At 57.5% G+C, this 23,065-nt stretch carries 18 protein-coding genes and 1 tRNA gene; 9 read left to right on the forward strand and 10 right to left on the reverse strand.

From position 1 onward, the window contains the following. Window positions 1-231 precede the first annotated feature (231 nt). Entirely contained in the window at window positions 232-1,647 is a 1,416-nt protein-coding gene (locus ACWGXE_RS05065; protein ID WP_447601825.1) for a glycosyltransferase family 87 protein, read from the forward strand. A gap of 6 nt (window positions 1,648-1,653) precedes the next feature. Then, entirely contained in the window at window positions 1,654-2,976 is a 1,323-nt protein-coding gene (locus ACWGXE_RS05070) for a glycosyltransferase family 87 protein (RefSeq protein ID WP_447601826.1), read from the forward strand. A gap of 105 nt (window positions 2,977-3,081) precedes the next feature. On the opposite strand, the gene ACWGXE_RS05075 is transcribed toward ACWGXE_RS05070, so the two are convergent. The 3 genes from ACWGXE_RS05075 to ACWGXE_RS05085 form a co-directional block, all read right to left on the reverse strand. Next, complete coding sequence (locus ACWGXE_RS05075) at window positions 3,082-3,459, reverse strand: hypothetical protein (protein WP_447601828.1); 378 nt, start codon at window positions 3,457-3,459, stop codon at window positions 3,082-3,084. A 201-nt stretch (window positions 3,460-3,660) separates the two neighbouring features. Beyond that, the gene (locus ACWGXE_RS05080; RefSeq protein ID WP_447601830.1) at window positions 3,661-4,230 is read right to left on the reverse strand and encodes a hypothetical protein; all 570 of its coding nucleotides are present in this window, start codon (window positions 4,228-4,230) and stop codon (window positions 3,661-3,663) included. Between the two features lie 98 nt (window positions 4,231-4,328). Further along, on the reverse strand, window positions 4,329-4,508 hold the full coding sequence (locus ACWGXE_RS05085) for a hypothetical protein (RefSeq protein ID WP_447601832.1): 180 nt from the start codon (window positions 4,506-4,508) through the stop codon (window positions 4,329-4,331). Between the two features lie 203 nt (window positions 4,509-4,711). On the opposite strand from ACWGXE_RS05085, the gene ACWGXE_RS05090 reads away from it, so the two are divergent. The 4 genes from ACWGXE_RS05090 (at window position 4,712) to ACWGXE_RS05105 (ending at window position 10,099) form a co-directional block, all read left to right on the forward strand. Next, window positions 4,712-4,789: transfer RNA gene (locus ACWGXE_RS05090), tRNA-Glu, on the forward strand. 413 nt (window positions 4,790-5,202) lie between these two features. Further along, window positions 5,203-6,966: a hypothetical protein gene (locus ACWGXE_RS05095; protein WP_447601833.1), complete on the forward strand. Its 1,764-nt coding sequence runs from the start codon at window positions 5,203-5,205 to the stop codon at window positions 6,964-6,966. A 69-nt stretch (window positions 6,967-7,035) separates the two neighbouring features. After that, on the forward strand, window positions 7,036-8,256 hold the full coding sequence (locus tag ACWGXE_RS05100) for a sulfite oxidase (RefSeq protein ID WP_447601834.1): 1,221 nt from the start codon (window positions 7,036-7,038) through the stop codon (window positions 8,254-8,256). Between the two features lie 1,117 nt (window positions 8,257-9,373). After that, entirely contained in the window at window positions 9,374-10,099 is a 726-nt protein-coding gene (locus tag ACWGXE_RS05105) for a 2OG-Fe(II) oxygenase (protein WP_447601836.1), read from the forward strand. A 4-nt stretch (window positions 10,100-10,103) separates the two neighbouring features. Here ACWGXE_RS05105 and ACWGXE_RS05110 read toward each other — a convergent pair whose 3' ends face one another. The 3 genes from ACWGXE_RS05110 to ACWGXE_RS05120 are packed head-to-tail and all read right to left on the reverse strand — an operon-like array spanning window position 10,104 to window position 15,333. Next, complete coding sequence (locus tag ACWGXE_RS05110; RefSeq protein WP_447601838.1) at window positions 10,104-12,542, reverse strand: response regulator; 2,439 nt, start codon at window positions 12,540-12,542, stop codon at window positions 10,104-10,106. 3 nt (window positions 12,543-12,545) lie between these two features. Further along, entirely contained in the window at window positions 12,546-12,986 is a 441-nt protein-coding gene (locus tag ACWGXE_RS05115) for a response regulator (RefSeq protein WP_447601840.1), read from the reverse strand. Beyond that, window positions 12,967-15,333 carry a PAS domain-containing sensor histidine kinase gene (locus tag ACWGXE_RS05120; protein ID WP_447601842.1) on the reverse strand — a complete coding sequence of 789 codons (2,367 nt, stop codon included), beginning with the start codon at window positions 15,331-15,333 and terminating at the stop codon, window positions 12,967-12,969. The genes ACWGXE_RS05115 and ACWGXE_RS05120 overlap by 20 nt, the downstream gene beginning before the upstream one ends. A gap of 323 nt (window positions 15,334-15,656) precedes the next feature. Here ACWGXE_RS05120 and ACWGXE_RS05125 point away from each other — a divergent pair, with 323 nt between their 5' ends. After that, entirely contained in the window at window positions 15,657-16,520 is an 864-nt protein-coding gene (locus ACWGXE_RS05125; RefSeq protein WP_447601843.1) for a formylglycine-generating enzyme family protein, read from the forward strand. After that, window positions 16,517-17,008 carry a hypothetical protein gene (locus ACWGXE_RS05130; RefSeq protein WP_447601845.1) on the forward strand — a complete coding sequence of 164 codons (492 nt, stop codon included), beginning with the start codon at window positions 16,517-16,519 and terminating at the stop codon, window positions 17,006-17,008. The genes ACWGXE_RS05125 and ACWGXE_RS05130 overlap by 4 nt, the downstream gene beginning before the upstream one ends. A 27-nt stretch (window positions 17,009-17,035) precedes the next feature. On the opposite strand, the gene ACWGXE_RS05135 is transcribed toward ACWGXE_RS05130, so the two are convergent. From ACWGXE_RS05135 to bioF, 3 genes are all read right to left on the reverse strand, one after another. Next, entirely contained in the window at window positions 17,036-18,202 is a 1,167-nt protein-coding gene (locus ACWGXE_RS05135; protein ID WP_447601847.1) for a PilT/PilU family type 4a pilus ATPase, read from the reverse strand. Between the two features lie 29 nt (window positions 18,203-18,231). Next, window positions 18,232-19,287, reverse strand: a complete 1,056-nt coding sequence (locus ACWGXE_RS05140; protein ID WP_447603874.1) for a type IV pilus twitching motility protein PilT — start codon at window positions 19,285-19,287, stop codon at window positions 18,232-18,234. A gap of 173 nt (window positions 19,288-19,460) precedes the next feature. Next, window positions 19,461-20,621 (reverse strand): 8-amino-7-oxononanoate synthase, encoded by a 1,161-nt coding sequence (gene bioF, locus ACWGXE_RS05145; RefSeq protein WP_447601849.1) that lies wholly within the window; start codon window positions 20,619-20,621, stop codon window positions 19,461-19,463. Between the two features lie 135 nt (window positions 20,622-20,756). Between bioF and ACWGXE_RS05150 the strand changes: the two genes are divergently transcribed. Then, a complete protein-coding gene (locus ACWGXE_RS05150; RefSeq protein ID WP_447601851.1) occupies window positions 20,757-21,578 on the forward strand; it encodes a tetratricopeptide repeat protein in 822 nt (273 codons plus the stop codon). Between the two features lie 23 nt (window positions 21,579-21,601). Here the strand turns inward: ACWGXE_RS05150 and ACWGXE_RS05155 are convergent, their stop codons facing one another. After that, the gene (locus ACWGXE_RS05155) at window positions 21,602-23,029 is read right to left on the reverse strand and encodes a transglycosylase SLT domain-containing protein (RefSeq protein ID WP_447601852.1); all 1,428 of its coding nucleotides are present in this window, start codon (window positions 23,027-23,029) and stop codon (window positions 21,602-21,604) included. Window positions 23,030-23,065 lie beyond the last annotated feature (36 nt).

Genomic DNA, 23,065 nt, shown 5'->3' on the forward strand with positions numbered 1-23,065 from the left:
CTCTCCCTTAGGTAAAGTCTGCAACGAAGTGTGCTAGTCAAGATAACCTCTCCGCTGAAGCCGTCCGTCCTTCGGAGCCCGGCTCGGGCTATCCCATTCTCTCGAAATTGTTCCCCCACCTTTTGTTAGAGCCATACCCAGCTTCGGGTGAATTGCGACACAACCGCTGATGGCGGCATATGCCACTGCCGTCCATTATTATTGGTTGTTGCCGGTCTGCTGATTCACCATATGAAGAAGATCTTTGTGCTGGAGAGAACTCCTGGGAAATCAGACCCTTCTAAACGAATACAGTGGGCAATTCGCATTCTTGCCTCTGTCCTGATTGTTCTATCCCTACAGCTGGCATGGAAGGCTTACACTCAGACCGGTCTCTTTATTCCGCTGGCATCGGACTATGGTTTATATCTTTCACAAGCCATGGCGCTGCAGGAGGGCGATCCTCGAAGAATTTATGATCGAAACGCCATCGATCGTCATTACAAAGCTCTGTTGGATTCGTACGGTCATGATCCGAGCTATCAACCTAGTAGCCCGGATCTATGGGGGACGCATGTTCCTTATCCGCCGATATTCGCCTGGGCAATGCAGCCTTTTACTCGATTGCCAATTGTGTCGAGTGTCGCCGCCTGGACGGTTGTGAACCTCGTGCTGATCCTTTGCATCTGTCTTCGACTGGCACGGCATTGTCCCGGATGGGATCGGATGACGATGTTTCTCTGCCTTCTCGCTTCCTATCCCATAGTGTTGACCATGGCAATCGGCCAACTCCAAATCGTGATGGCCTGGGCTCTGATGGAATGCATGCTGGCGTTGCGAACTGGAAACGATTGGCAGGCCGGATTATGGCTGGGCCTCTTATTGTTGAAACCACAGTATGGATTGTTGCTGGGGCCGATACTTATTTGGAAGCAGCGATGGAAGGCCGTCCTCGGCGTGGCAGTGACGGGATTGGTTCTTCTTGGTGGATCGGTTGCCACAGTAGGACTTCCTACCTTGTTGATGTATCCCCAGTCATTCTCCGTCATGGCGCATTTCCGAGGAGATGACCCGTACGTCATGATTAATTGGCGTTCTCTGGTGCTTGACCTCAAACCGGAAATTACAGATCGAAGCGGCGCATTGCTGACTATGACTCTGGGCGGCATGACTGTGGCGTGCATCCTGTGGATATGGCGTGGCGTCTGGCGGCCGGGTTCTTATGAGTTTGTCCAACAAGTTTCGCTGACCGTGTTGGCCACGCTTTTCGTGAGTTATCACAGTCACCCTTATGGCGCTGTCTTGCTTGCTGCGCCTGTTTGCCTTCTTCTCGCGGATCGGCGGACCAGCGCAATATCAATAAGCGTCGCGTGCGTGGCCTTATTTCTGCCGACGGCGGTGTTGACGATTGGTTATGAAGGATCTGTATCGAACCGGGAGTTCTACCAGCATCTTCTGTGGGCGTCTCGGATGCTGAAACTCATGCTCTTTCTGTTGTTTGCAACCCTGTTCGTTGAGTGGTTACTGGGAACAGTCCGATTAGGCCGGTCGATACTGATTCTGCGCTCGCGGACCTGGCGCGAAACCCAGCTATCGGCGAATGCACGACCGGCGAGATGGGCGAATCCTCGCTCGTTCAGTCGACGGTCCGTTTCAAGGCGAGGCTAGAAGTCCATGCGCATCTATTTAGGCTTCTATGGCATGCTTACCGCGGCAACGCTGCTCTCGATCGGCCTGTTTCGATCCTATGGCCATAGACGGGAGATGCCGTGTTTCTTGGCCGCCCTCGTGTCCGCGATGGGACTCTTGATGTGGCACTGGTCGGACCCACCGATTCAGTTTATCGATTTTACGCAGGCCTACTACCCGGCAGGCCGTGCAATACTGCAGGATGTTTCGCGCTTGTACGAACGCATCAGTGCGTGCGAAGCCACGGCGATTTGCGGATTTGTGAATATCCCGATTATAGCTCTTCTTTTCTCCCCCCTCTCGGTGCTCTCCCTAAACTCGGCCCACGTCTTGTTTGCTCTACTATCGTTGATAGGCGTCATGGCGACCATCTGTATGATTTGGTTCATCTCAGATGCCCGGCCCCCAAACAAATATGTAATCGTGTTGTTGTTCGTGATCAATGGGCCGCTCTTCTACAGTCTAAAGGAAGGGAACCTCACTCATTTTGTCCTTCTCTTACTCGTGGCCGGCGTACTCTGCCTCGATAAAAAGCGGGATGGCTGGGCAGGATTCTTCTTTGCCATGGCGGCCATCATTAAACTGCCGTTGTTGCTATTTGCCGGTTATTTCTTGACCAGGGGGCGTTGGGAGGTAGTTCGAGGATATTGCTCCACATTGGTCGGAGTTTGTTCCGTGTCCCTCCTGTACGCGGGATGGAGCAGTCATGTTGAATGGTACCGTGAAGCGATACTTCCTTTCGTCAATAAAGGTCTGAGCGCTTTCAATGTCCAATCCATAGACGCTTTTCTGCTTCGTTTAGGCGACGATGCGCGATTGTACGACTGGAGACCGTCTGCGGTGGACTGGGAATTTCGGCTACTGCGCCATTCTGTGGCCGCGGCGTTGCTTGGTATATCGTGGCTGCTTTGTAAAAACAGTCCCGGTAGGGATGACATGCCGACTGTTTCTCTCGAGCTATCGATGGTGCTGTGCGTGGCGCTCATTATCAGTCCTGTCTCATGGACCCACTATTACCTGCTTTTGCTTCTACCGTTGTCGTTGTACGCAGGACAGAAATTGGCAATACCATCTCATGGAGGCTGGCTGGTCGCGATCATAGTGTGCGTGCTATTGATTTCCCCACCCGTGACGTTCGTGAGTCCGACTAGTTGGTTGAGCGCGCAAATTGTGAACAAATTTCTTGTGTCACATTATTTGGGCGGGGCGATGTTGTTGTGGTTTCTTTTGGGATATGCGCGGCTGCGAGAGTACGAAGCCCAGGACAGCCGAGTAGCTTGGCTGCCCGATGAGGAAAAGGCTGCGTAATGGCGCGGATCATCATTGAGGTTCCTTCTCCGCGATAAGACCGATCTCACTGTTCTCCCGTCCTCGTCTCGTCACCACATGCCTAAGCTGTTCGGGTCCAAGACCTTATCGTGTGTAGCGTTCCAATAACCGCGACCGGTCCGCTTCGATTTGAGCCAAAAGGCTGTCCAAGGCTTGGCTGGTGGCGGATTGGATCGGGTTTCGGTCGGATGCCGTGACCCATCGTACGATTGATCCTTTGGCCTGAGAACTGGCCACATAGGAGCCTATCGGCGGCTCATTACGTTTCGCGAGCTCCGCTTCGAGATGGAGATGATAGACATAATGGTCCGGAGCGCGGAGAGTGAGCCATGTTTTTACGGTGAGGATGAATGGGCCGGCCTCGCTTCCGACCGAGGCAAAGGTGCCTCGCTTCTCGATATAGCTGATGATGCCGTCCCGCAGATCCTCCGGGGGCCACTCTAAAAGTACAATGCCCGGCATGTGGTCCGCCCCCTCTAAGGCCACGAAGGGAACCTCCACGCTCACATGAAAAGGAAGGGAGCGAGAGGCGGTCGTGTCCGGAACGGGCGTCACGTGAATGCGATGGACACACCCCGTTAAGAGGAGGAAGACCGCCAGAAGATTGATAGAGATTAACTGAACAATTCGGACTGCAACAACATCCACTCGGTCGGCCCCAGCTTAGTTAGGTTGTACCGGGGCGCTGAGAATGTCGAGATCGCGCAGGGCCCGCTCGGCTTGGTCCCGGTAGGTGCGCTCCGCATCACCGGTGTAAGTATCCACGACCCGCTGATATGTGGCTCGTGCTTGAGGATACTGCTTCTTGATGGAAAGGTATTGACCAAGCGCCAGCCAGTTCTGCGCGGCCGTCTCATTCGCGGTTTTGAGGTCCGTCCATTCTCTGTCGATTTGATTGGCGCCGGGCTGATTCACGCGCCGCTTGATAGTCGCTCCCATTCGACCGGCCATGGCTTCAATTTCCTCATTTTCCTTGATGGCCGCCGCGACTCGATCATGCGTCAGGTGGTCATAGAAGGCCTCGACATGGTCTTTGATAGTAGCGGCGCGCTCTTGATGGATATCGTGCGAACAACTGATGCCGGCCATCAGGATCACGAAAAGAAGACCGGCTGAAGTTAATATCTGGCGCGGCATAAGGTCCATGCCTCCATTGGTGAAGAACTGTCGCCGCTCAAGAGCTCCCCATCCTACTCCTTCGCGAGCCGAAAAGGCGAGAGCCCACGCGCCCATTCATCCCGCCTAAGCTCCGGCCGATTGCGAAGGGTGGAAGCCATCCATATGTTCAGATGACATGCATCCGCATTGCGAGCGCGCTGTCCTAAACAGCTCTATGATTGTTGTTTTCCATTCACGTATGCTGCTCTCAGCAGGCCTCCGACCGCGTTGACCGTCTTGATATCGTCCTCATACCCGGCGTAGATCTTTTCCGCAACATCCTTATGCTTCTTAATGTACTCGAGCGCCGCGTCCAGGACGCGGACTTCTTCTAATGTTAATTCTAACTTCATTGAACATCCCTCCCATAACGCCGGAGCTGTTCTTTAAACGGCGCCATCCGAAAAACAATTCTATTTTGACCGCTGTAGCCATGCAAGCGGTCGCCCACTGTGGAAGGTCGTTCGTGCGGAACTTAGTGGCTGCGTCTACTTTTCAGGAGCGCCGTAGTGACAGGTCGGTTCCGATTATGGTAAGAGTGACCGATTCACCTTGCGTCCCCATCGTCTAGCCTGGCCTAGGACGCCGGCCTTTCAAGCCGGCAACACGGGTTCGAATCCCGTTGGGGACGCCACTTCCTTTCAAACCCCGCCCGATCGTAGCGTTTCAGCGTTTCTCTGTGTGGGCCATTTCCAGTGGAAGCGTAGGTGTCCACTGTTTCTATCCGAATTGGTTGTAATCTCGTCCCGCATCATCAAATTTCAAGAAATCGCTCTTGAAATTTCGTGAGTCGGGAGATTTCGCCACGCTTCCGATCTCCGGCATCCATATAACCCACGGTTTTTCTTAACCTGTCTGAATGAAATGGCCATGGCATTAGGCGTGCACAAGCGGTCCTGCACGGTTGGTGACATCCGAAAAAAAAGAACACCCGGTGTCGACGGCAACCGAGTAGCAGTGGAGGTGCCAACCAGAGATCATTGCTATGCACATAATTTCGGATGATGCGCGACAGAGCATCGCCGGAACAATCGTTAGGACGGAGCTATGATCAAGCGAATTCCATCATTCATCTACCGGTCAGTCTGCTACGGGATGGCTCGACTCATCATCACCATCCAGCGGTCCAACCAATTGCATTTCGCGTTCGGAAGGAGGCACGCCATGATATCTACCCATATCATCGGATTGGCGGCGGCTGTTCTGCTCACGAGTACCGTTTCCAGTTGGGGCATAGAGCCGGCGACGGAGCCTGCGACGCCCAAGCGCATTTCTGAAACGGTCCCCCTTTACACAAACCTCGGTTCCCACCACAAACCCATTTCCACTCGAGTCCCGGCCGCACAACAGTACTTCGACCAGGGCTTGCGATTCGTCTACGGATTCAATCACACGGAAGCGATCCGCTCCTTCACGCGCGCTGCAGAGCTCGATTCCACCTGTGCCATGTGCTATTGGGGGATCGCACTGGCCTATGGCCCGCACGTCAACGCTCCAATGGACCAGGCGAGCGGAGTCGCCGCGTACGCCGCGGCGCAGAAATCGCTGGCACTCAAGTCCCAGGCCACGGCACCTGAGCGTGCCTATATCGAGGCCGTCGCGCAGCGCTACGAGGCGGTCCCGCCGACCGATCGTGTCCGGTTGGACAAGTTGTACTCGCGCGCGATGGAACGGATCGCCGACACTTATCCAGAAGACCTCGACGCCGCGACCCTGTACGCCGAATCGCTGATGGACCTCCGCCCGTGGAATTACTGGCAACCGGACGGTACTCCCTACCCCGGCACCGATGAAATCGTAGGCCGGCTCCAGAGAGTCATCTCGCGCAACCCGAACCACCCCGGGGCGTGTCATTACTACATCCATGCGGTCGAAGCGGTGAACCCCCAGGCCGCGCTGCCATGCGCCGAGCGGCTCGCTCAACTCATGCCGGGCGAAGGACACATGGTCCACATGCCCGCACACATCTACATCCGCGTCGGACGGTGGAACGATGCCGTGCAGGCCAATCAACACGCGATCCACACCGACGAGGTATTCATCGAAGGGCAGCACCCGATGGGCGTCTATCCGCTCGCGTACTATCCGCACAACATCCACTTCCTCGCGTTCGCGTCCACGATGGCCGGCCGCGGTGCACAGGCGATCGAGGCGGCCAATACACTCACCTCCAAGGTAAACGTCGATGCCGCGCGACAGGTCGGGTTGCTGCAGGAGATGCTGCCGTACCACGCGCTCACGCTCACGACGTTCGGAAAATGGGACGATGTGCTTGCCGAGCCGCTCCCACCGGCAGACATCCGTTTCTCGTACGCCATGGCGCATTACGCTCGCGGCGTGGCACACGCCGCGAAGGGACAGTGGGCGGAGGCGCAAGCCGAACTCGACATGGTGACGGCGATCAACGACGCGACGCCTGAAGGAGCCGACGGCAAGACGGCACTCTCAATCGCCGTGCACGCGCTGTCCGGCGAAATCACCACCCGCCGCGGCGACCTCGACGCGGGCACCATCCATTTCCGCGAGGCCGCCAAGATCGAAGATGCGGGACTCTACTTCGAACCGCCCAAGTGGTACTACCCGATCCGCCACTCGCTTGGCGCCGCGCTGTTGAAGGCAGGAAAAAATGCCGAGGCTGAGAAGGTGTACCGCGAGGATCTAGCGCGCTTCCCCGACAACGGTTGGTCTCTGTTTGGGCTCGCACAGGCGCTTCGGGCTCAGGCCAAGAATATCGAAGCGGCCGAAGCCGACGCGCGCTTCCGCCGTGCATGGGCAAATACGGACGTGACGCTGACAGCATCGAGATTCTAGCGTATCGAGAGATTCACTCCCTAACGGCGCTCGTGCGCGATAACCTACGATAAGAAAGAGAAACCTACGATGACACCGCGCGAAGGTTTTGACCATCAACCGGAGACTCAGCACGCCGTCTCCGTCGTTTCACGACGCGATTTCTTGATTCATGGAAGCTCTATGCTCGCGGCAGCGGCCTTGTCGGATTCTGCGTCGTTCGCGCAAATCTGGCGTACCGGCGAGGGCGAAAAGGTGATCCCTTTTCTGGATCAAGCTCCCGCGCCTCCAGATGAGGCCGTTCGGCAATACGGCGAGTTGAACACGCGCAATTGGGAACAATTGAGTTCCTGGGTTACGCCCAACGAGCAGTTTTTCGCCGTCAGCCACTACAACCGGCCGGTTCTCAAACCGGAAGAATGGCGGTTGGACATCGACGGATTGGTGGAGAGGCCGATCTTGCTCACCTTTGAAGAGATCAAAGCACGGCCGCGGCAAGAGGTCACCTTTACGCTGGAGTGCGCCGGCAATCACGGCTTCAACTGGTTTACCGGCGGCATCGGGAATGCGAGATGGGCGGGGACGCCACTCGCGCCAATTTTACAGGAGGCCGGCATCAAGAAGAACGGGATTGACGTGGTGTTCTTCGGCAGCGACGAAGGCGAGGAAGTGGTTCGAGACATCAAGATGAAGCAAACCTTCAGTCGAAGCATGTCGGTGGAGGAGGCGTTGGCTCCTGAGAATCTCCTCTGTTATGAGATGAACGGCGAGCCCCTGCCTCAGCTCCACGGATTTCCTCTGCGGCTCATTGCGCCCGGATGGTATGGAGTCGCCAATGTCAAATGGTTGAAACGCATTGAGATTATTGATAAGCGCTGGGCCGGCCGGTTCATGGCGAAGGACTATGTCACGATTCGTCAGGAGGCGCGCGAAAATGGGGAAGTTATTTGGACGCAGGAGGTGGTCGGCCCGGCCTTGCTCAAGTCGCTGGCGGCGAAGGTCACCATGAAGGACGGAAAGCACAGAGTTTATGGGGCGGCCTGGGGGAGGCCGATTGAACGCGTGGAAGTCCGCATCAATAACGGACCATGGCGTGCGGCGACAATTGATCGCGGGCAGGAGCAAAAGTTCGCGTGGAAATTCTGGCGCTTGGATTGGGAGGATGCCGCGGCGGGCGAGCATACCATCACATCGCGGGCCATCGACAGAGCCGGGCATGTTCAACCGGCCACGAGTGATCCTGTGATCGCGAACAAGCGTACCTACTGGGAGAGCAATGGACAGATCACGCGGCGAATCCGAATTGCGTAAAAGAACCCCGCCTTTTCTCTTGACGCTCAGGGCTGATGAACGGAAGCTTGCTCGGTATTGGCTTGATCTCGGCATGTATAATTTCATTTTTAGCCCGCTGGACCCAGCCAGGTTCTTGAATCGGTTCAGCAAGCGCTTCTGTCGTCAAAACGGGGCGCCTTGATCGCGCACAGGAAAAATCTTGGCCTATCTGAGCCGGCGTTAAGTGTTGTATCACACGACTAGTACTGAGACGCCGCTGCTAAGCGGACTTGCCAACAATGAACTGCACGCACGGCAACGAGCGTTAAACCGGCTCAGGCGATCTTGCCCGATAGTATGCCAATGTCGGCGAAACGTCTTCCATAGCCTTCATCCGTCCCACGCTTTAAACGCAACGCTCCAAAACCATCCGGCTGTATCTCACAGTTGGTCACGCACCACTCCAACAATTGTCGTCCAGCACAATGAGGCTGATGCTAGGGCCGTTTATTGCGACAACCAGGGACATGGAAAGACAGGTGGATATGGCCGGCAAGCTAAAATGTCCGATATGCGAGCGACTGCTGATACAAGTCTTCGATGAAGCCCCCCGGGGAATGGCGCTGTCCTGAGTCTACCTGCGGCGTCAAAGTAATGCTCCCGCTTCATGTTTTATGGGACGGCGAGATAGGGCGGATCCGGGTTGACAGGTGTCACTCATCCGGTGGTGTCGCGAAAAATGATTCAACACTATTCTGCCGATGCCGGTTGCCACACCAAGAGTATGCCCACGATGCGGCAGTCCGTTTCGACGTGGAGCGGTGTATCCCACTCCCGGTCAGTACACGACGGCACAAAACCTGCGTTGCATGAGGCGCGGAAACGTCACGACCATTATTCGTGAAGAGGTATCCGAGGAAACCAGGGACGATCCGTCGCAGTAGAGAATTCACCGTGCTCCACCCCATTTCCTTCTCGATTCAAGGCCCCGCACTACGTGTCGATGCCGCCTGTCTTGCATTTGGCATGCACCTGGTTATTCCTGAAGCAGCGTGAATGGATCCGATACATCCGATACAATGGCTCGGTCACGAGCAGGCGGCCCGGGTCTGTTGAGGCATGGGACGGCGAGGGATGTCGGGACATTCGAAAGACTATGGACCACTATCTCAGTGCACAATATGCGGCGCGAGTAAAGGCGGTTGATTGGGCACGGGTTACTTTCGACCTCGACGCGCGGGGAAGCGCGATCATTAGTCGCCTGTTGAATCCGGAAGAATGTGGGTTATTGGCGTCGCTGTATTCTTCCGATGAACTGTTCCGGAGCCGGGTTGTCATGGAGCGGCATGGCTTCGGGCGCGGAGAGTACAAATACTTTACGTATCCACTGCCCGAGCTGGTGGAAGGGTTTCGATCGGCTCTGTATCCGCATCTCGTCCCGGTGGCGAATCGCTGGAATGAGGCTATGGGCGTGGCCGTCCGCTATCCCGACCGGCATGCCGACTTCCTCCAACGTTGTCACCGGGCTGGGCAAGCGAACCCGACGGCGCTCCTGCTTCAATACGGCGTCGGTGATTACAATTGCCTGCACCAAGATCTGTATGGTGAGCATGTGTTTCCGCTTCAATTGACCGCGTTGTTGTCCGAGCCGGGGACAGACTTTAGCGGCGGCGAGTTCGTGATGACTGAACAGCGACCACGCATGCAGTCACGGCCTGAAGTCGTGTCCCTGCGGCAGGGCGATGCCGTCATTTTCGCGGTCAACCAGCGTCCGGTGCAGGGTGTTCACAGCTGCTATCGCGTGAAGCTCAAGCACGGCGTCAGCCTGGTGCGATCAGGTCATCGCCGGACGCTCGGAATTATTTTTCACGACGCTCGGTAGCGGTTCAGTCCGGCATGCGAAGAAATGCATCGTTGCAATCCAGCACCTCCCGCACTTTTTTTGTCAACGTTTCCGGCGTGTAGGGCTTCTGGAGAAACGCCGCCTGCGATCCTAAGGATCCGATAAACTCCTGGCCGCGCCCGGCGTAGCCGGAGGTCACAATCACTTTGATTCCGGGCCGCAATTGTCGCATGCGCTCGGCAAGGACCGATCCTCCCATGCCGGGCATGACCATATCGGTCATGACCAGATCGATCACTCCTCCATGATCTTGTGCCAGCTCAATGGCCTCCTCCGCATTACGCGCCGGCATCACGGTATATCGGTGGGATTCCAATATAGTCTGTGCCAGTCCGCGGACCATCTCATCATCCTCTACCAGCAACACCGTTTCGGACCCTCGAAGGACGGGGGAGCGAGACGGCGAGGTCTGCGAGGCCGCTTGCAGTCCGCTCAATTGCGGAAGATAAATATCGAACGTGGTGCCGCTGCCCGGCTCGCTATGGACCGCGATACTTCCGCCGCTTTGCTTGACAATGCCGTACACCGTCGCCAGCCCGAGTCCGGTGCCTTTGCCGCGTTCCTTTGTCGTAAAAAAGGGTTCAAAAATATGGGCGATCGTCTCCGCGGTCATCCCGCAGCCGCTGTCCCGGACGGTGAGGACGGCATAGGAGCCGGCTCGAAGGTCGTCGTGGCAGGTATTGTCCGTGTGCTCGATATGCACGGTTCTTGTCTGGAGTTCCAACCGGCCGCCCTGGGGCATCGCGTCTCGGGCATTGACGACCAGGTTCATGATGACTTGCTCGATTTGGCCTGTGTCGGCCTTCACCCGACCAAGCTCAGGATCGAGCGCGACCGTCAAATTGATATCCTCTCCGATGACTCGCTGCATCAACTCGACGATGCTCATAACCCGTTCGTTCAAGTTCATGATTTGCTGTTCCACTACTTGATGACGGGTGAATGCCAGCAACTGTCGGGTCAGGGCGGCGGCCTTATCGCCGGCCTCTTTAATTTGGGTGAGCCCCCTTCGCACCTTTCCCTCCGGAGGACAATCGTCGAGCAACAGTTCGCTCCAGCTGTTGATGACGGTCAATAGATTGTTGAAGTCATGGGCGATTCCGCCGGCCATCCGCCCCAAGGCCTCCATTTTTTGGGCCTGGTTGAGTTGCCGTTCCAAATCTTTCCGATGGAGAAACTGGCTAATTTTCTCTCCCAATTCAGACAGCATTTGAACATTCCCATCGTCCGGCCGTAGCGCGTCGCTGGTGTAGAACTCCAATACGCCGGTAATGTCTCGCCCTCGATGGATCGGGAACGCGCAGGCGCCGTGCAACCCCGCATGCTGGGCGACGTACGTGGTGGGAAAAGTCGTATCTCGCGCGATATCCGCGACGATCAACGGAATTCCCGCTGTCCAGGTGCGGCCGGCCAGTCCGATCCCCGGGCGGACGCTCAACGAATGGTAGACGGCCGTCAGGTCTTCGGCATTGACGGCCGAACTATGCCAGGTCGCGTCGGCGCGTAGGATTTTCTGATGGCTATCCACCAGCCAAAGCGATCCGAATGCCCACCCATTCAGTTCGCCGATCACACGAAGAATCGTCGGTATGGCTTCCCCCAGCGAAACCGATTCGTTGAGGGCGATGGTCACGGCGAGCTGGGCGGCTCGTTGCCGATCGGCTTGCCGTCGATCGGTCATGTCGATCATGGCTCCGATCATGCGCCGGGGCGATCCATCGCCGTTGCGGACCACGTAGCCGCGATTGAGCGCGTGGGCATAGCTGCCGTCCGTCCGGAGGAAGCGATACTCCGCGGTCCATAGAATGTCGGCTGACCGCAGCACCGCATTGAGATTCGCTATGACGGCGGAGCGTTCCTCCGCATGGATGCGTTCGGACCATGTCGCCAGCCCGTTCCGGTTATCGGACCGGTCCTGGCCGAAGACGACCTGGTATGTGTCGTTCCATGTGAGGGTGTCGGTTTCGATGTCCCAATCCCAGATGGCGTCTCTCGTGGCGCGACAGGCCAATTGAAACCGTTCTTCGCTTTTGCGAAGGGCCTGCTCCACATGGTTCCGTCCCACGGCGTAACGGAGGGCTCGTCTCAGGGCGTCCCCGGTCAATCGTCCTTTCACCAGGTAGTCTTGAGCCCCGCGCCACAGCGCCCGTTCGGCAACGGTTTCATCATCCAGTCCCGTCAAGACCACCACCGCAGCGTCATGCCGTTCCTTACGCACTTCGTCCACGATTTCCAAACCCTGGCTGTCAGGCAGGGAGAGATCGACCAGGACAGCGTCCACGCGGGCGGAAGCCAGCTGCGCCAGGCCGGTTTGGAGTCGATCCGCCCAATCGACCGTAAACAATTCGCCGTCCTGCTGAGATAGGGCGTCACGAATTAAGAGGGCGTCATCCTCATTGTCCTCGATCAGCAACACATGCATGCATCACCTGTTGAGCGGCGGAATGCGGGAAATCAGGCTCCAGTACAATTCAAATTCTTTCACGACCGCGATGAAGCGGGTTAGCGTGACGGGTTTTCGGATATAGGAACAGGCGCCCTGATCGAACGATCTGACGATATCTTCTTCACGGTCGCTGACGGTAAGCATGACGACCGGTAGCGGCCGCAGCCGCGCGTCCGCCTTAATCTCGGTCAGCACTTCAAACCCGTCTTTCTTCGGCATGTTGATGTCGAGCAAGACTATGCCGGGCAGAGCCGTCGCGGCATAGGGGCCCTGCCGGTGAAGGTAGACCATGGCCTCCTCGCCGTCGCGCACGACGGCGATTCGATTGACCATCTTGCCTTCGGAGAACGCTTCTTGAATCAACACGACATCGTCATCGTTGTCTTCGACGACAAGAATATCAATCGGCTTCATGGTCATGAGGAATGTTGACCTCCCAGGGATGTGGACATTCAAACGTCATCACGAACTCAGATCCCCCGCCGGGTCGCGCCTCGACCCACGCGCGGCCGCCGTGGCGTTCGGCGACTTGGCGGACGATCGCCAAGCCGGCACCGGTTCCCTCCACGTCGCGTCCGACCGCCCGCTGAAACAATTGAAAGATTCGGTCGGCATGTCGGGCCGGCACGCCAGGCCCACGGTCCCTCACAACGAGGCCGACTTTCGACGGTCCTCCACCTGCCCCTTCGTACGCCGCGACTTCAACATCCGGCGGGTATCCATCACGGGTAAACTTCAGCGCGTTGGCCAGCAAATTGTACAGGCCTTGCGTGACCCAGGTACGATTGACACGCAGCCGGGGCAGGGGGGCGAGCAGTTTCACCTGCGCGCCGGTCTCTTTGATCCGAGTGTCCAATTGTCTCAGCGCCTCCTTGACCAGGATTTCCGCTTCCACGTCCTCCATTGGCGGTACCATGCGCTGCGCGCATGACAGTTCCAATATATCGGTCAGCAGGCGATCCAGCCGCCGCGTGGCCCGCACGACCCGCCGGAGATAATCGGAGCCTTTTTCATCGAGCCGGTCGGCATAGCGTTCCTGCAGGAGGTGCGAGAAGCTTTCGATGGTTCGGAGCGGTTCCTTCAAGTCATGGGACGTCACGTAGAGGAGTGTCTCGAGGTCCTTGTTCTTCGTCATGAGCGCCAGGTCGGCTTTCTTGCGTTCGGTGATATCGCGTAGAATTTTTGCCGCGCCGACCGGTCTGCCGTCCGGGCCTGTTATTGGAGAGACGGTGAGAGAGACGTCGAGTGAGGCGCCGTTCTTTCTGAGGCGGACCGTCTCATATTCGTGAATGCGCTCGCCCTTCTTCACCTGCGTGAGGATTGTTTCTTCCTCTGCGAAGCGATCCCGAGGAATCAGCATAAAAATAGATCGGCCGATCGCCTCGTCGGCGCTGTAGCCGAACATGCGTTGCGCGCCGTCATTCCACGTCAGTACCATTCCGTCCAGGGCGACGCTGACAATTGCATCCGACGACGACTCCACGATCGCCGCCAGCCGGGCCTGAAGCTCCTCCGAGCGTTTGCGATCATCGATATCGGTGCAGGATCCTATGTAGCCGGCGAACGAGCCGTCCGTTTCATAACGCGGGATGCCGTGGTCAAGGATCCATCGCCAGACGCCGTCGTGTCGCCGCAGCCGATATTCCATCGTGAATTCGCGCCGAGTGTCGAACGAATCGGCGTAGATCGCGAGGCATCGCGCGTGATCATCAGGATGGACATTCTCCGTCCAGCCATCGCCGATCTCCTGATTCATGTGCCGGCCGACAAAATCGAGCCAGGGTTTGTTGAACCAAGTGCAGGCTTTGGTCGTGTCGCTGATCCAGATCAGGATGGGAGCGTGATCAGCCATGAGGCGGAATCGGCCCTCGCTGGCCCGCAGGGCCAGTTCCGTTTTCCGGCTGTCTTCGAGTTGCGCTTCAAGGCGTCGATTGGCCACGGCCAGTTGGGCTGTCCGGTCACGGACCTGTAGTTCGAGCGCCTCGTGGGCTCGGTGCAGGGCCTCTTCCGTTCGCCGGCGCTTGGTAATATCGACAATGGTGGCGCGGCTGGATAGATACTGGCCTCGTTCATCCCGAATGGCGGTTGCGCTCAACGAGACGGGCAGGATTGATCCGTCCTTGCGCATGAGATCGAGTTCGAGGTCCAGCGTGGGCTCTTGTGCGACAAAGTGCGTGAAGTTTTCGTCAAAACGCTGCGTGCCGTGCGGGATCACCAAGTCGGCAAACCGCATCTGACCGACGATCTCTTCGCGCGTATATCCCAGCCATTGAAGCGCCGTATCGTTGATCTCGATAAACCGGCCGGTGATGTCCAATGAATGATAGCCGCAGGGGGCGCGGTTGTAGAGATCACGTATTTCATCCGCCTGTCTCCGTATCGAGTGCTCTTTCATGAGATGGGCTTTATGTTCCGCTTCGAGAGCGGCCATGTGGATGAGATGGTCGGCCGTATCCTGTTGTCGCTGAACCACTACCGCACTGAGCCAGAAGAGACCTATCCCGGTCGCATGGTTGAAGATCGGCAGCCAAGTGGGAACCCCGGCGAGTGGAGCGCTCAAAAAGTAACCGAGCAGAGCGGCGAACGACGCGACACCTGCCAGCCAGTATGGAGCGTCACGGCGGCGCATCCAGGATGTGAGCGCAATGGGAAGGACATACAGAACAAAGAGCGGAACTCCTTGAGGAGTGAGGATATCGAAGATGAAAATAACCGCGCAGAGCAGACTAATGATCGTAGTGACCATGGTCATGCCTTGTTTCGACATATACCTCTTCTCTCTGATCGATGCCGCGATCAAGCACTTGTCATCGAACCATGCGATATTATGCAGAAAGAGGCGGTCCGAGATGCAGAGGCGTTCAGCCCTGATAGACGGCCGCGGCCATCCAGGATCTTTCAGTCCTAGTAGGAGTACGGGATACGGTTCGGTCTGATCCAATGAGCCGGTTCACCGGCCCGGCGGACCGATTGACCCCGTAGGGATCGGCGAAGAGGTAGAGCGGTTGAGTTTCATGCCCTCCATCGCTACACTTTGAGCCGCTGTTATTGATGCACGTCATTCTTTTATCGAAATCATAGGAGGTCGCAATGTATGGATGGTGTATACTCGGCTGCATCCTTGCATTCCAATTCGGCGTCGGCGTGATACCGGCTGCGATCGGAGCGGAAGCCGAGGCGGGGAAGGACGGTCAAAAAGCATCTTTTGAGGTGATGAAAGGCAAAGACGGCGCTTCGATGGTCTTGGTTCCCGCCGGCCCTTTTACGATGGGCAGCAACGATGGATTGCCGAATGAGCGGCCGGAGCATCGGGTGACCTTGGATGCCTATTGGATCGATCTGTATGAGGTCACCCTGAGCGCCTATCAGAAATTCCTCGAAGCGGCCAATCACAATGCTCCGCCGACGTGGGATGACGAATCGGCTTCGACGGTGGGTGACAGGCCGGCGATTGGAATGGGCTGGAAAGATGCCAAGGCCTATTGCCAGTGGGCCGAGAAGCGGCTGCCGACCGAAGCGGAATGGGAAAAGGCGGCGCGGGGAACCGACGGCCGCCGATTTCCCTGGGGGCAGATGCAGCCGTTTGTCGACATTGCCAATTACAATCGCGGCGTGTGGGTCAGTGAAGCGGTCACGTTGGTGGGGGTCGCCACCGGGTTAGAAGGCATGAGCGTCCGGCATGGATTGAAGGAGGGGGGAAAAAGCCCTTATGGACTCAACCATATGGCCGGCAATGCCGCCGAGTGGGTCGCAGATTGGTATGACCGCGAGTATTATCAGAAAAGTCCGGATCAGAACCCTCAGGGGCCGGCGAGCGGAGAAAAGAAAGTCGTTCGCGGAGGGTCATGGGTGGACCTGCCGGCAGCGCTTCGAGTTACGGCGCGTGTGTCCGCCGAGCCCGATTTCCAGGACCGCACCGTCGGATTTCGCTGCGCGAAGAGCGCGGACAAGTGAATGAGAAAGCCTGGATCGCCTTCATTGCCGCCTGTATTCTCTTGATCGCCGCCCTGTCGATCCGGCGCGACGATTCACGATCCATGTCTCCGCCGAGCGGGAAGAAGACTGCTGTTCCCACGGTCGAACCGTCCGCCGTTCCGCTGGTGACCGGAGAAGAACCCATCGCGGATCAGTTCATCCGAGCCGGATGTCCCGTCTGCCATACTATTCCCGGGATTGCGGGCGCGAACGGCCAGGTTGGACCGCCGCTTCTGCTGGGAAAGACCGGCCGTGCCCGCCTGGCGGATCCCCATTACGCGGGCCGTGCGAAGACAGTGCGGGAATACATCGTGGAATCAATCGTCGCGCCCCAGGAGTATATCGTGCCGGGATATCCCGAACGGACGATGCCGCCATGGTACGGAAGCAAGCTCAGTGCTGCGGCGTTGGATCAGATGGCGGCCTATCTAGAAGGCATTACCGACATGGCGGAGCCGGTGCCGTAAAGATAGCGGAAAGCTTGCGAAAAGCAGCTATCGTTTGCGCAGACCGACCTGTCCTGGCTGTTGACCCTGGATCTGAAATCCTCTCTCGTCTCTTTTGTCCTTGTCGAGCAGCGCGTTGACGGCATCGTCTCCCTTGAGGCCTTCCAGCTTAATCTTCAGACGTAGATTGTTGGCGCTGTCCGCGTTGATCAGCGCCTGTTCGATGGTGATCCGTTGCGACTTGTAGAGATGGAACAAGACGTGATCGAAAGTTTGGCAGCCTTCTTCGATGCCTTGCTCCATAGCTTCCTTCAGGGTATCGACCTCGGCTTTCTTGATCAGGTCTTTGATCCGGGGCGTATCGAGCATGATTTCCAGCGCGGGCACCCGCCGTCCATCGACGGACGGAATTAGGCGCTGTGAAATGATGGCTCTCAAATTGAGGCTCAACTGGAGATAAATCTGGGCATGGCGTTCGACGGGAAAGAAATTCATGATGCGCTCAATCGCCTGGTTGGCGTTGTTCGAGTGCAACGTCCCCAGGCAAAGATGGCCGGTCTCGGCAAACGTGATGGCCGCCTCCATTGTCTCGGTGTCACGGATTTCACCGATCAAGATGACGTCCGGCGCCTGACGGAGCGTATTTCGGAGCGCGCTGCCGAACGAGTGGGTATCGAAGCCGACTTCCCGCTGGGTGATGATGGATTTCTTGTGGTGATGCACGAATTCGATGGGATCTTCCACGCTGATAATATGGCCGGCATGCACACTGTTCCGGTGATCGATCATGGCGGCAAGCGTCGTGGATTTACCTGAGCCGGTGGCGCCGACCACGAGGACAAGGCCGCGCTTCGTCATGGCGATATCTTTGGTGATCGGCGGCAATTCAAGTTGCTCAATGGTCATGATGTCGGCTTTGATGTGGCGAAACACCAATCCGACGTTGCCTTTTTGCCTGAACACGTTTACGCGGAAACGCCCGAGATCCTTGTAGTACAGGGCCAGGTTCATTTCCATCTTCTCTTCGAATTCTCCCCGCTGCTGCCCGCGCATCATTGCCAGCGCGAGCGACTCCAGCTGTTCGTTGGTAAAGGGCGGGGCATCGGTGCGGTGCGTCGAGCCGTGAATGCGGTAGACGGGCGGCGCATCCACCGTCAGATACAGATCGGATGCTTCTTGTTTAACCATCACTTCCAACAGGGTCCGAACGTCCATGATCGCCTCTCTGCCTCCAACGAATGGTCTTATGCCGCGCCGGCCGCAAGGCCGAAGAGATTCGGATTCATGCTCCGCGACTGCGCCTCGGCTTTGGTCACGAGGCCGCGATTGGCCAACTCGAGGAGCGCCATGTCCATGGTTTGCATGCCGTCTTTTTGACTGGCCTGCATTACGCCCGGAATCTGGTGCAGCTTCGCTTCGCGGATCAGGTTGCGGACCGCCGTCGTGCCCATCATGATCTCCACGGCCGCCACCCGGCCGCCGGATTTCTTTTTGAGCAGGGTTTGGGTCAACACCGCTTCCAGTGTTTCGGACAGCTGGGCCCGGACTTGGGCTTGTTGGTTAGGGGGAAAGGCGTCGATGATGCGGTCTACCGTCTTGGGCGCGCTCGATGTATGCAGGGTGGCGAAGACCAAGTGTCCCGTTTCCGCTGCCGTCAACGCCAGTTGAATGGTTTCGAGGTCCCGCATTTCGCCGACGAGGATGATGTCCGGGTCCTCACGCAAAGCGGCCCGCAAGGCATTGGCGAAAGACAAGGTGTGGACGCCGAGTTCCCGCTGGTTGACCAGGCACTTCTTGGACTTGTGGACGAATTCGACCGGATCTTCGATCGTCAGAATGTGGCCCTCGTAGGTGTTGTTCAAATAATCGATCATGGCGGCCAGCGTGGTGGATTTTCCGGAGCCGGTCGGGCCGGTGACCAGGATCAGGCCTTTTTCGCGGTCGCATAGTTGGCGAAGAATGGGCGGCATGCCGAGTTTCTCGAGCGGCAGGATTTCGGTGGGAATGGTTCGAAACACCGCGCCCAGGCCGCGGCCTTGGACGAAGACATTTACGCGGAAGCGGGCGATATCGCCGAGATCGAATGAAAAATCGCACTCACGATGCTCTTCAAAATTCTTCCGCTGCACATCGCTCATCATGTCATAGATCAAGGCGTGGGTCTCATCCTGACTCAAGGTCGGATGATCCAATTTCTTGAGATCACCGTGCAGCCGGACCATCGGCGGCTCGCCGGCGCTGATATGACAATCGGACGCGCCTTGTTGGACGGCAAAGGTCAGCAGTTTTGAAATATCAATCATGCGATGACTCCCTGCGGATAAGATGGATTGGAAGAAAAATGCGGTCTCTCGACCGCCGACAAACGCGTTGCGGAATCTTTTTGGATGATGCCATACAGCGGTCAGAAAGCAATTAAATTTCCAGAAGCCTTCCGGGGGCTTTCGAGACCGAGAGCCGATATAGGGCGCTGTCAGATCACGCGCACCGCACGACCGGCACGCTCGAAGGCGGCGAGCGCTTCATCCAGGTGCTCGGTCGTATGGTCGGCTGTCACGGTGACGCGAATACGGCTGGTGGAGTCGGGGACGGTGGGCGGCCGGATGGCCGGGGCATAGACGCCGCTTTCAAGCAGATGCTGCGAGAGGAGCAAGGCGCGTTCAGCATCACCGATGAGCAGCGGCATGATGGGACTGACGGTCGCGGTGGTGCGGAAGCCGAAGCCCCGCAAACCGGTGAGGAGATGCTCCCGGTTCTTCCAGAGGCGGGCGCGCCGGTCCGGTTCCGCTTCAATCACATGCAAGGCGGCCTGAGCCGCCGCCGCCACTCCCGGTGGCGGCGCCGTCGTATAGAGAAAACTCCGGCTCGTGTTGATAAGCCATTGGATAAACTCGCCGGGGCCGACCACATACCCCCCGGCACAGCCTAAGGCTTTGCTGAGGGTGCCCATGTGGAAGGGAATGCGCGCCTCGACATCGCAGTGTTCAAGTGATCCGCGACCCGTGGAGCCCATAACCCCGGTGCCGTGCGCATCATCGACGAAGGTAAGCGCGTCGTACTGTTCGGCCAGGGCGGCAATGTCTGTCAGTGGAGCGATATCACCGTCCATGCTAAACAGGCCATCGGTCACCACCAATGTCGGCTGTTTGGTCGTGCGACGCTTGAGCAATTCTGCCAGATGATTCGCATCCCCATGGCGAAAAATTCGAAGTCTCGCGCGGCTGAGTCGGCAGGCGTCGATGAGGCTGGCATGGCAGAGGCGATCGGCGAGGATGAGGCCCCCAGCTCCCACCAGGGATGGAATCACACCGATATTAGTCAAATAGCCCGCGGCAAAGGTCAGGGCCGCTTCCGTCCTCTTGAATCGCGCCAGCGTTTCTTCGAGCTGTCTGTGCGGAAGCAGGGTGCCGCTGACCAGGCGCGAGGCGCCGGATCCGACACCATAGGCCCGCGTGGCGGTCATCGCCGCGTCAATCAACAACGGATGAGTCGATAATCCCAGATAATTGTTCGACGCCAAGAGGATGACGCGGCGGCCGTTAAGATTGATGGTCGGTCCTATTGCCGATTCAACTGTCTGAAGCCGCCGGAGCATGTGCCGGCGATCGAGAGCCTGTAATTGTTCTTTGAACATGAGCGTTGATATCCTATCTTTCAGGCGCCGAGGGCGGGGCTCATAATTGACAAGGTTGACCCGCCCCTAGTATAAGGCGCGGTGCGCGGAGACGCGACTCCTGCTTCCTTCCGCTGCTGAGAATTGGACGACTTCGTGGGATACCGTATTAAAGCGACCTCCGGACATGACGCGCTCGATGAGACGGAACTGCTCAGTGGCATGGAGCGGTTCGGCCTGTTTCTGCAGGAGCAGCGGCGCGCGCTTCTGGTCGGACTGGGCGTGCTGCTGATCGCGATCGCGGTCGTCGGCGGCGTGTTGTGGTATGACTTTCAAGCGGCGCAGAAGGCGACAGACCTGTTTCAGGAAGCGACCAAGCACTATCTCAATCGACCCGCGGATGACCTCAAAAAGGCGGATGAACAACTCCGGCAGGCGATTACCGGTTATCGGCAAGTGGTCGAGCAGTACCCGAGGACGCCGAGCGGTCCTCTGGCGTTGTTCCACTTGGCGAATGCGCAGGTGTTGGCTAATGAACTGGACGCCGGAATAGAAAGCTACAAACGATTCATGCTGCTCTATGGGTCGAATCCGGCCTTGCTGGGGTTGGTTCGACAGCGATTGGGGTATGCCTATCTGGTGAAGGGCGATCGGGACCAAGCGGTCAAGGCCTTCTCAGCTGTGCTTGATATGCCCGGTGCGCTCAACAAGGATCAAGTCCTGTTTGAGTTGGCGAAACTTGAAGAGGCGCAGTCGCGTCCAGAAGGGGCGTTGGCTCATTACCAGGAGCTCATGAAAACCTTCCCCAATTCTCCGTTTACCAGCGAAGCGGCGGTCCGCGTCAAGGCACTTGAAACTAAGCCGTCGCCTGACGAACCGGCGGCGCCGGCTGAATCCTCCGCTCCCGCTCCAGCCGACAATGCTCAGAAAAAGAGCAAGCCCTCGGGTTCTGTCCCGGCTGGATCCAAGAAGAAGTAGACCGGCAAAATCTTAGCGAAAGACTAGCGGGAAATAACCAGGAAGTCGCCCGCCTTGATGAGGGGACCGGACAGATTATTTCTCGCCTTGAGGGTCTTCACCGAGATGCCGAAGCGCTTGGCAATCTTGTCCAGCGAATCGCCAACCCGAACTTGGTACCGCTTTCCTGAATCAAGCGTAGATTTCTTCGTGGAACCGGTAGCCTTCACCCGCTCGACTTTGGTCGTCACGGACGGAAACTTATAGCTTGGGATCCGATCCATATGCTTTTCGACCGTCTCCTTGGTCCCCATCGGCACTTTCAGCAAATATTGATTGCCGTCCGGCGGGGTCGCGTCACGCTTTAGTTCCGGATTGAGCAGGCGCAATTCCTGATAGGGGATGCCCGTGACGTTGGCAATGGATTTGAGGTGTATGGGGCGGCGGACGGCCACTTCTTCAAATTGATGGGGCGTCACGTCCTCATTTGGAAATCCATACCGATCAGGATTTCTCGCGATAATGGTGGCGGCCATGAACCGGGGGACGTATTCCCGCGTCTCTCGGCGGATAAGCCTGGTCTTGGCAATATCCGTGAAACTATCGGCTTGAGCCTTTTGCAAGGCACGCATCACTTTGCCTTCCCCAGCATTGTAAGCCGCCATGGCCAGTGGCCAGGTCCCAAAGAGATCGTAGAGATCGCGCAGGTAGCGGGCGGCTGCGACGGTTGACTTAATCGGGTCGCGGCGCTCGTCCACGTAGTTATCCACCCGGAGCCCGTAAACTTTGGCCGTACCCTTCATGAACTGCCACGGCCCGGTCGCCCGCGCCCGGGAATAGGCGTAGGGATTGAAGCCGCTTTCGACGAGGGACAGATAAATGAGATCGCTAGGAAGGTCGAATTCGGAAAAAATACTATGCACGAGCGGCCGATAGCGACTCAACCGGACCAGCCATTGTTCAAAGCGATTGCGAATGGAGGTATTGAAATAATGGATATGCCCTTGCACCGAAGGATCCATTACGACCGGAACGTTATAGACGATATTCTGATGACCGTCCTCGGCCTGGGTCACGACGTCTTCTGTGGCCTCCGCGGGCGGCGTCAGAAGATCAGAGAATCGAGCGGTCGACCCGGTTAACGGCGTGAGTTGGAGCAATTCTTCCGCCGGGGGCACCTCCGTCGATGATTCAGTCGGCGGCGGCAGCGCCGCTTCAAGAGAGTCGGGCGTCTCCGCTGCGTCGGCCGTTTCGGCGGCATCAGTCGATCTACCGGCCTCTGCGTCTTCCTCCTCGACGAGTGTGTCCGGTTCAGCAGAGGAGGATCCCAGTTCGAGGCTTTGTGCTGGCACAGAGGGTTCATCGCCGTCGTCGGTTGCGGCAAAGGAGAGGTCAGTCGTCGCCACCGAAAGACTGAGAAACAGCAGAGCGTTCAGGAGATTGGTAGCTTTGCGCTGATATAGAAGCTTCATACACATACTCCGGCGGTGGAATGAAAGGTAGACTAG

It is taken from the genome of Nitrospira sp. Nam80 (genome assembly GCF_965152575.1).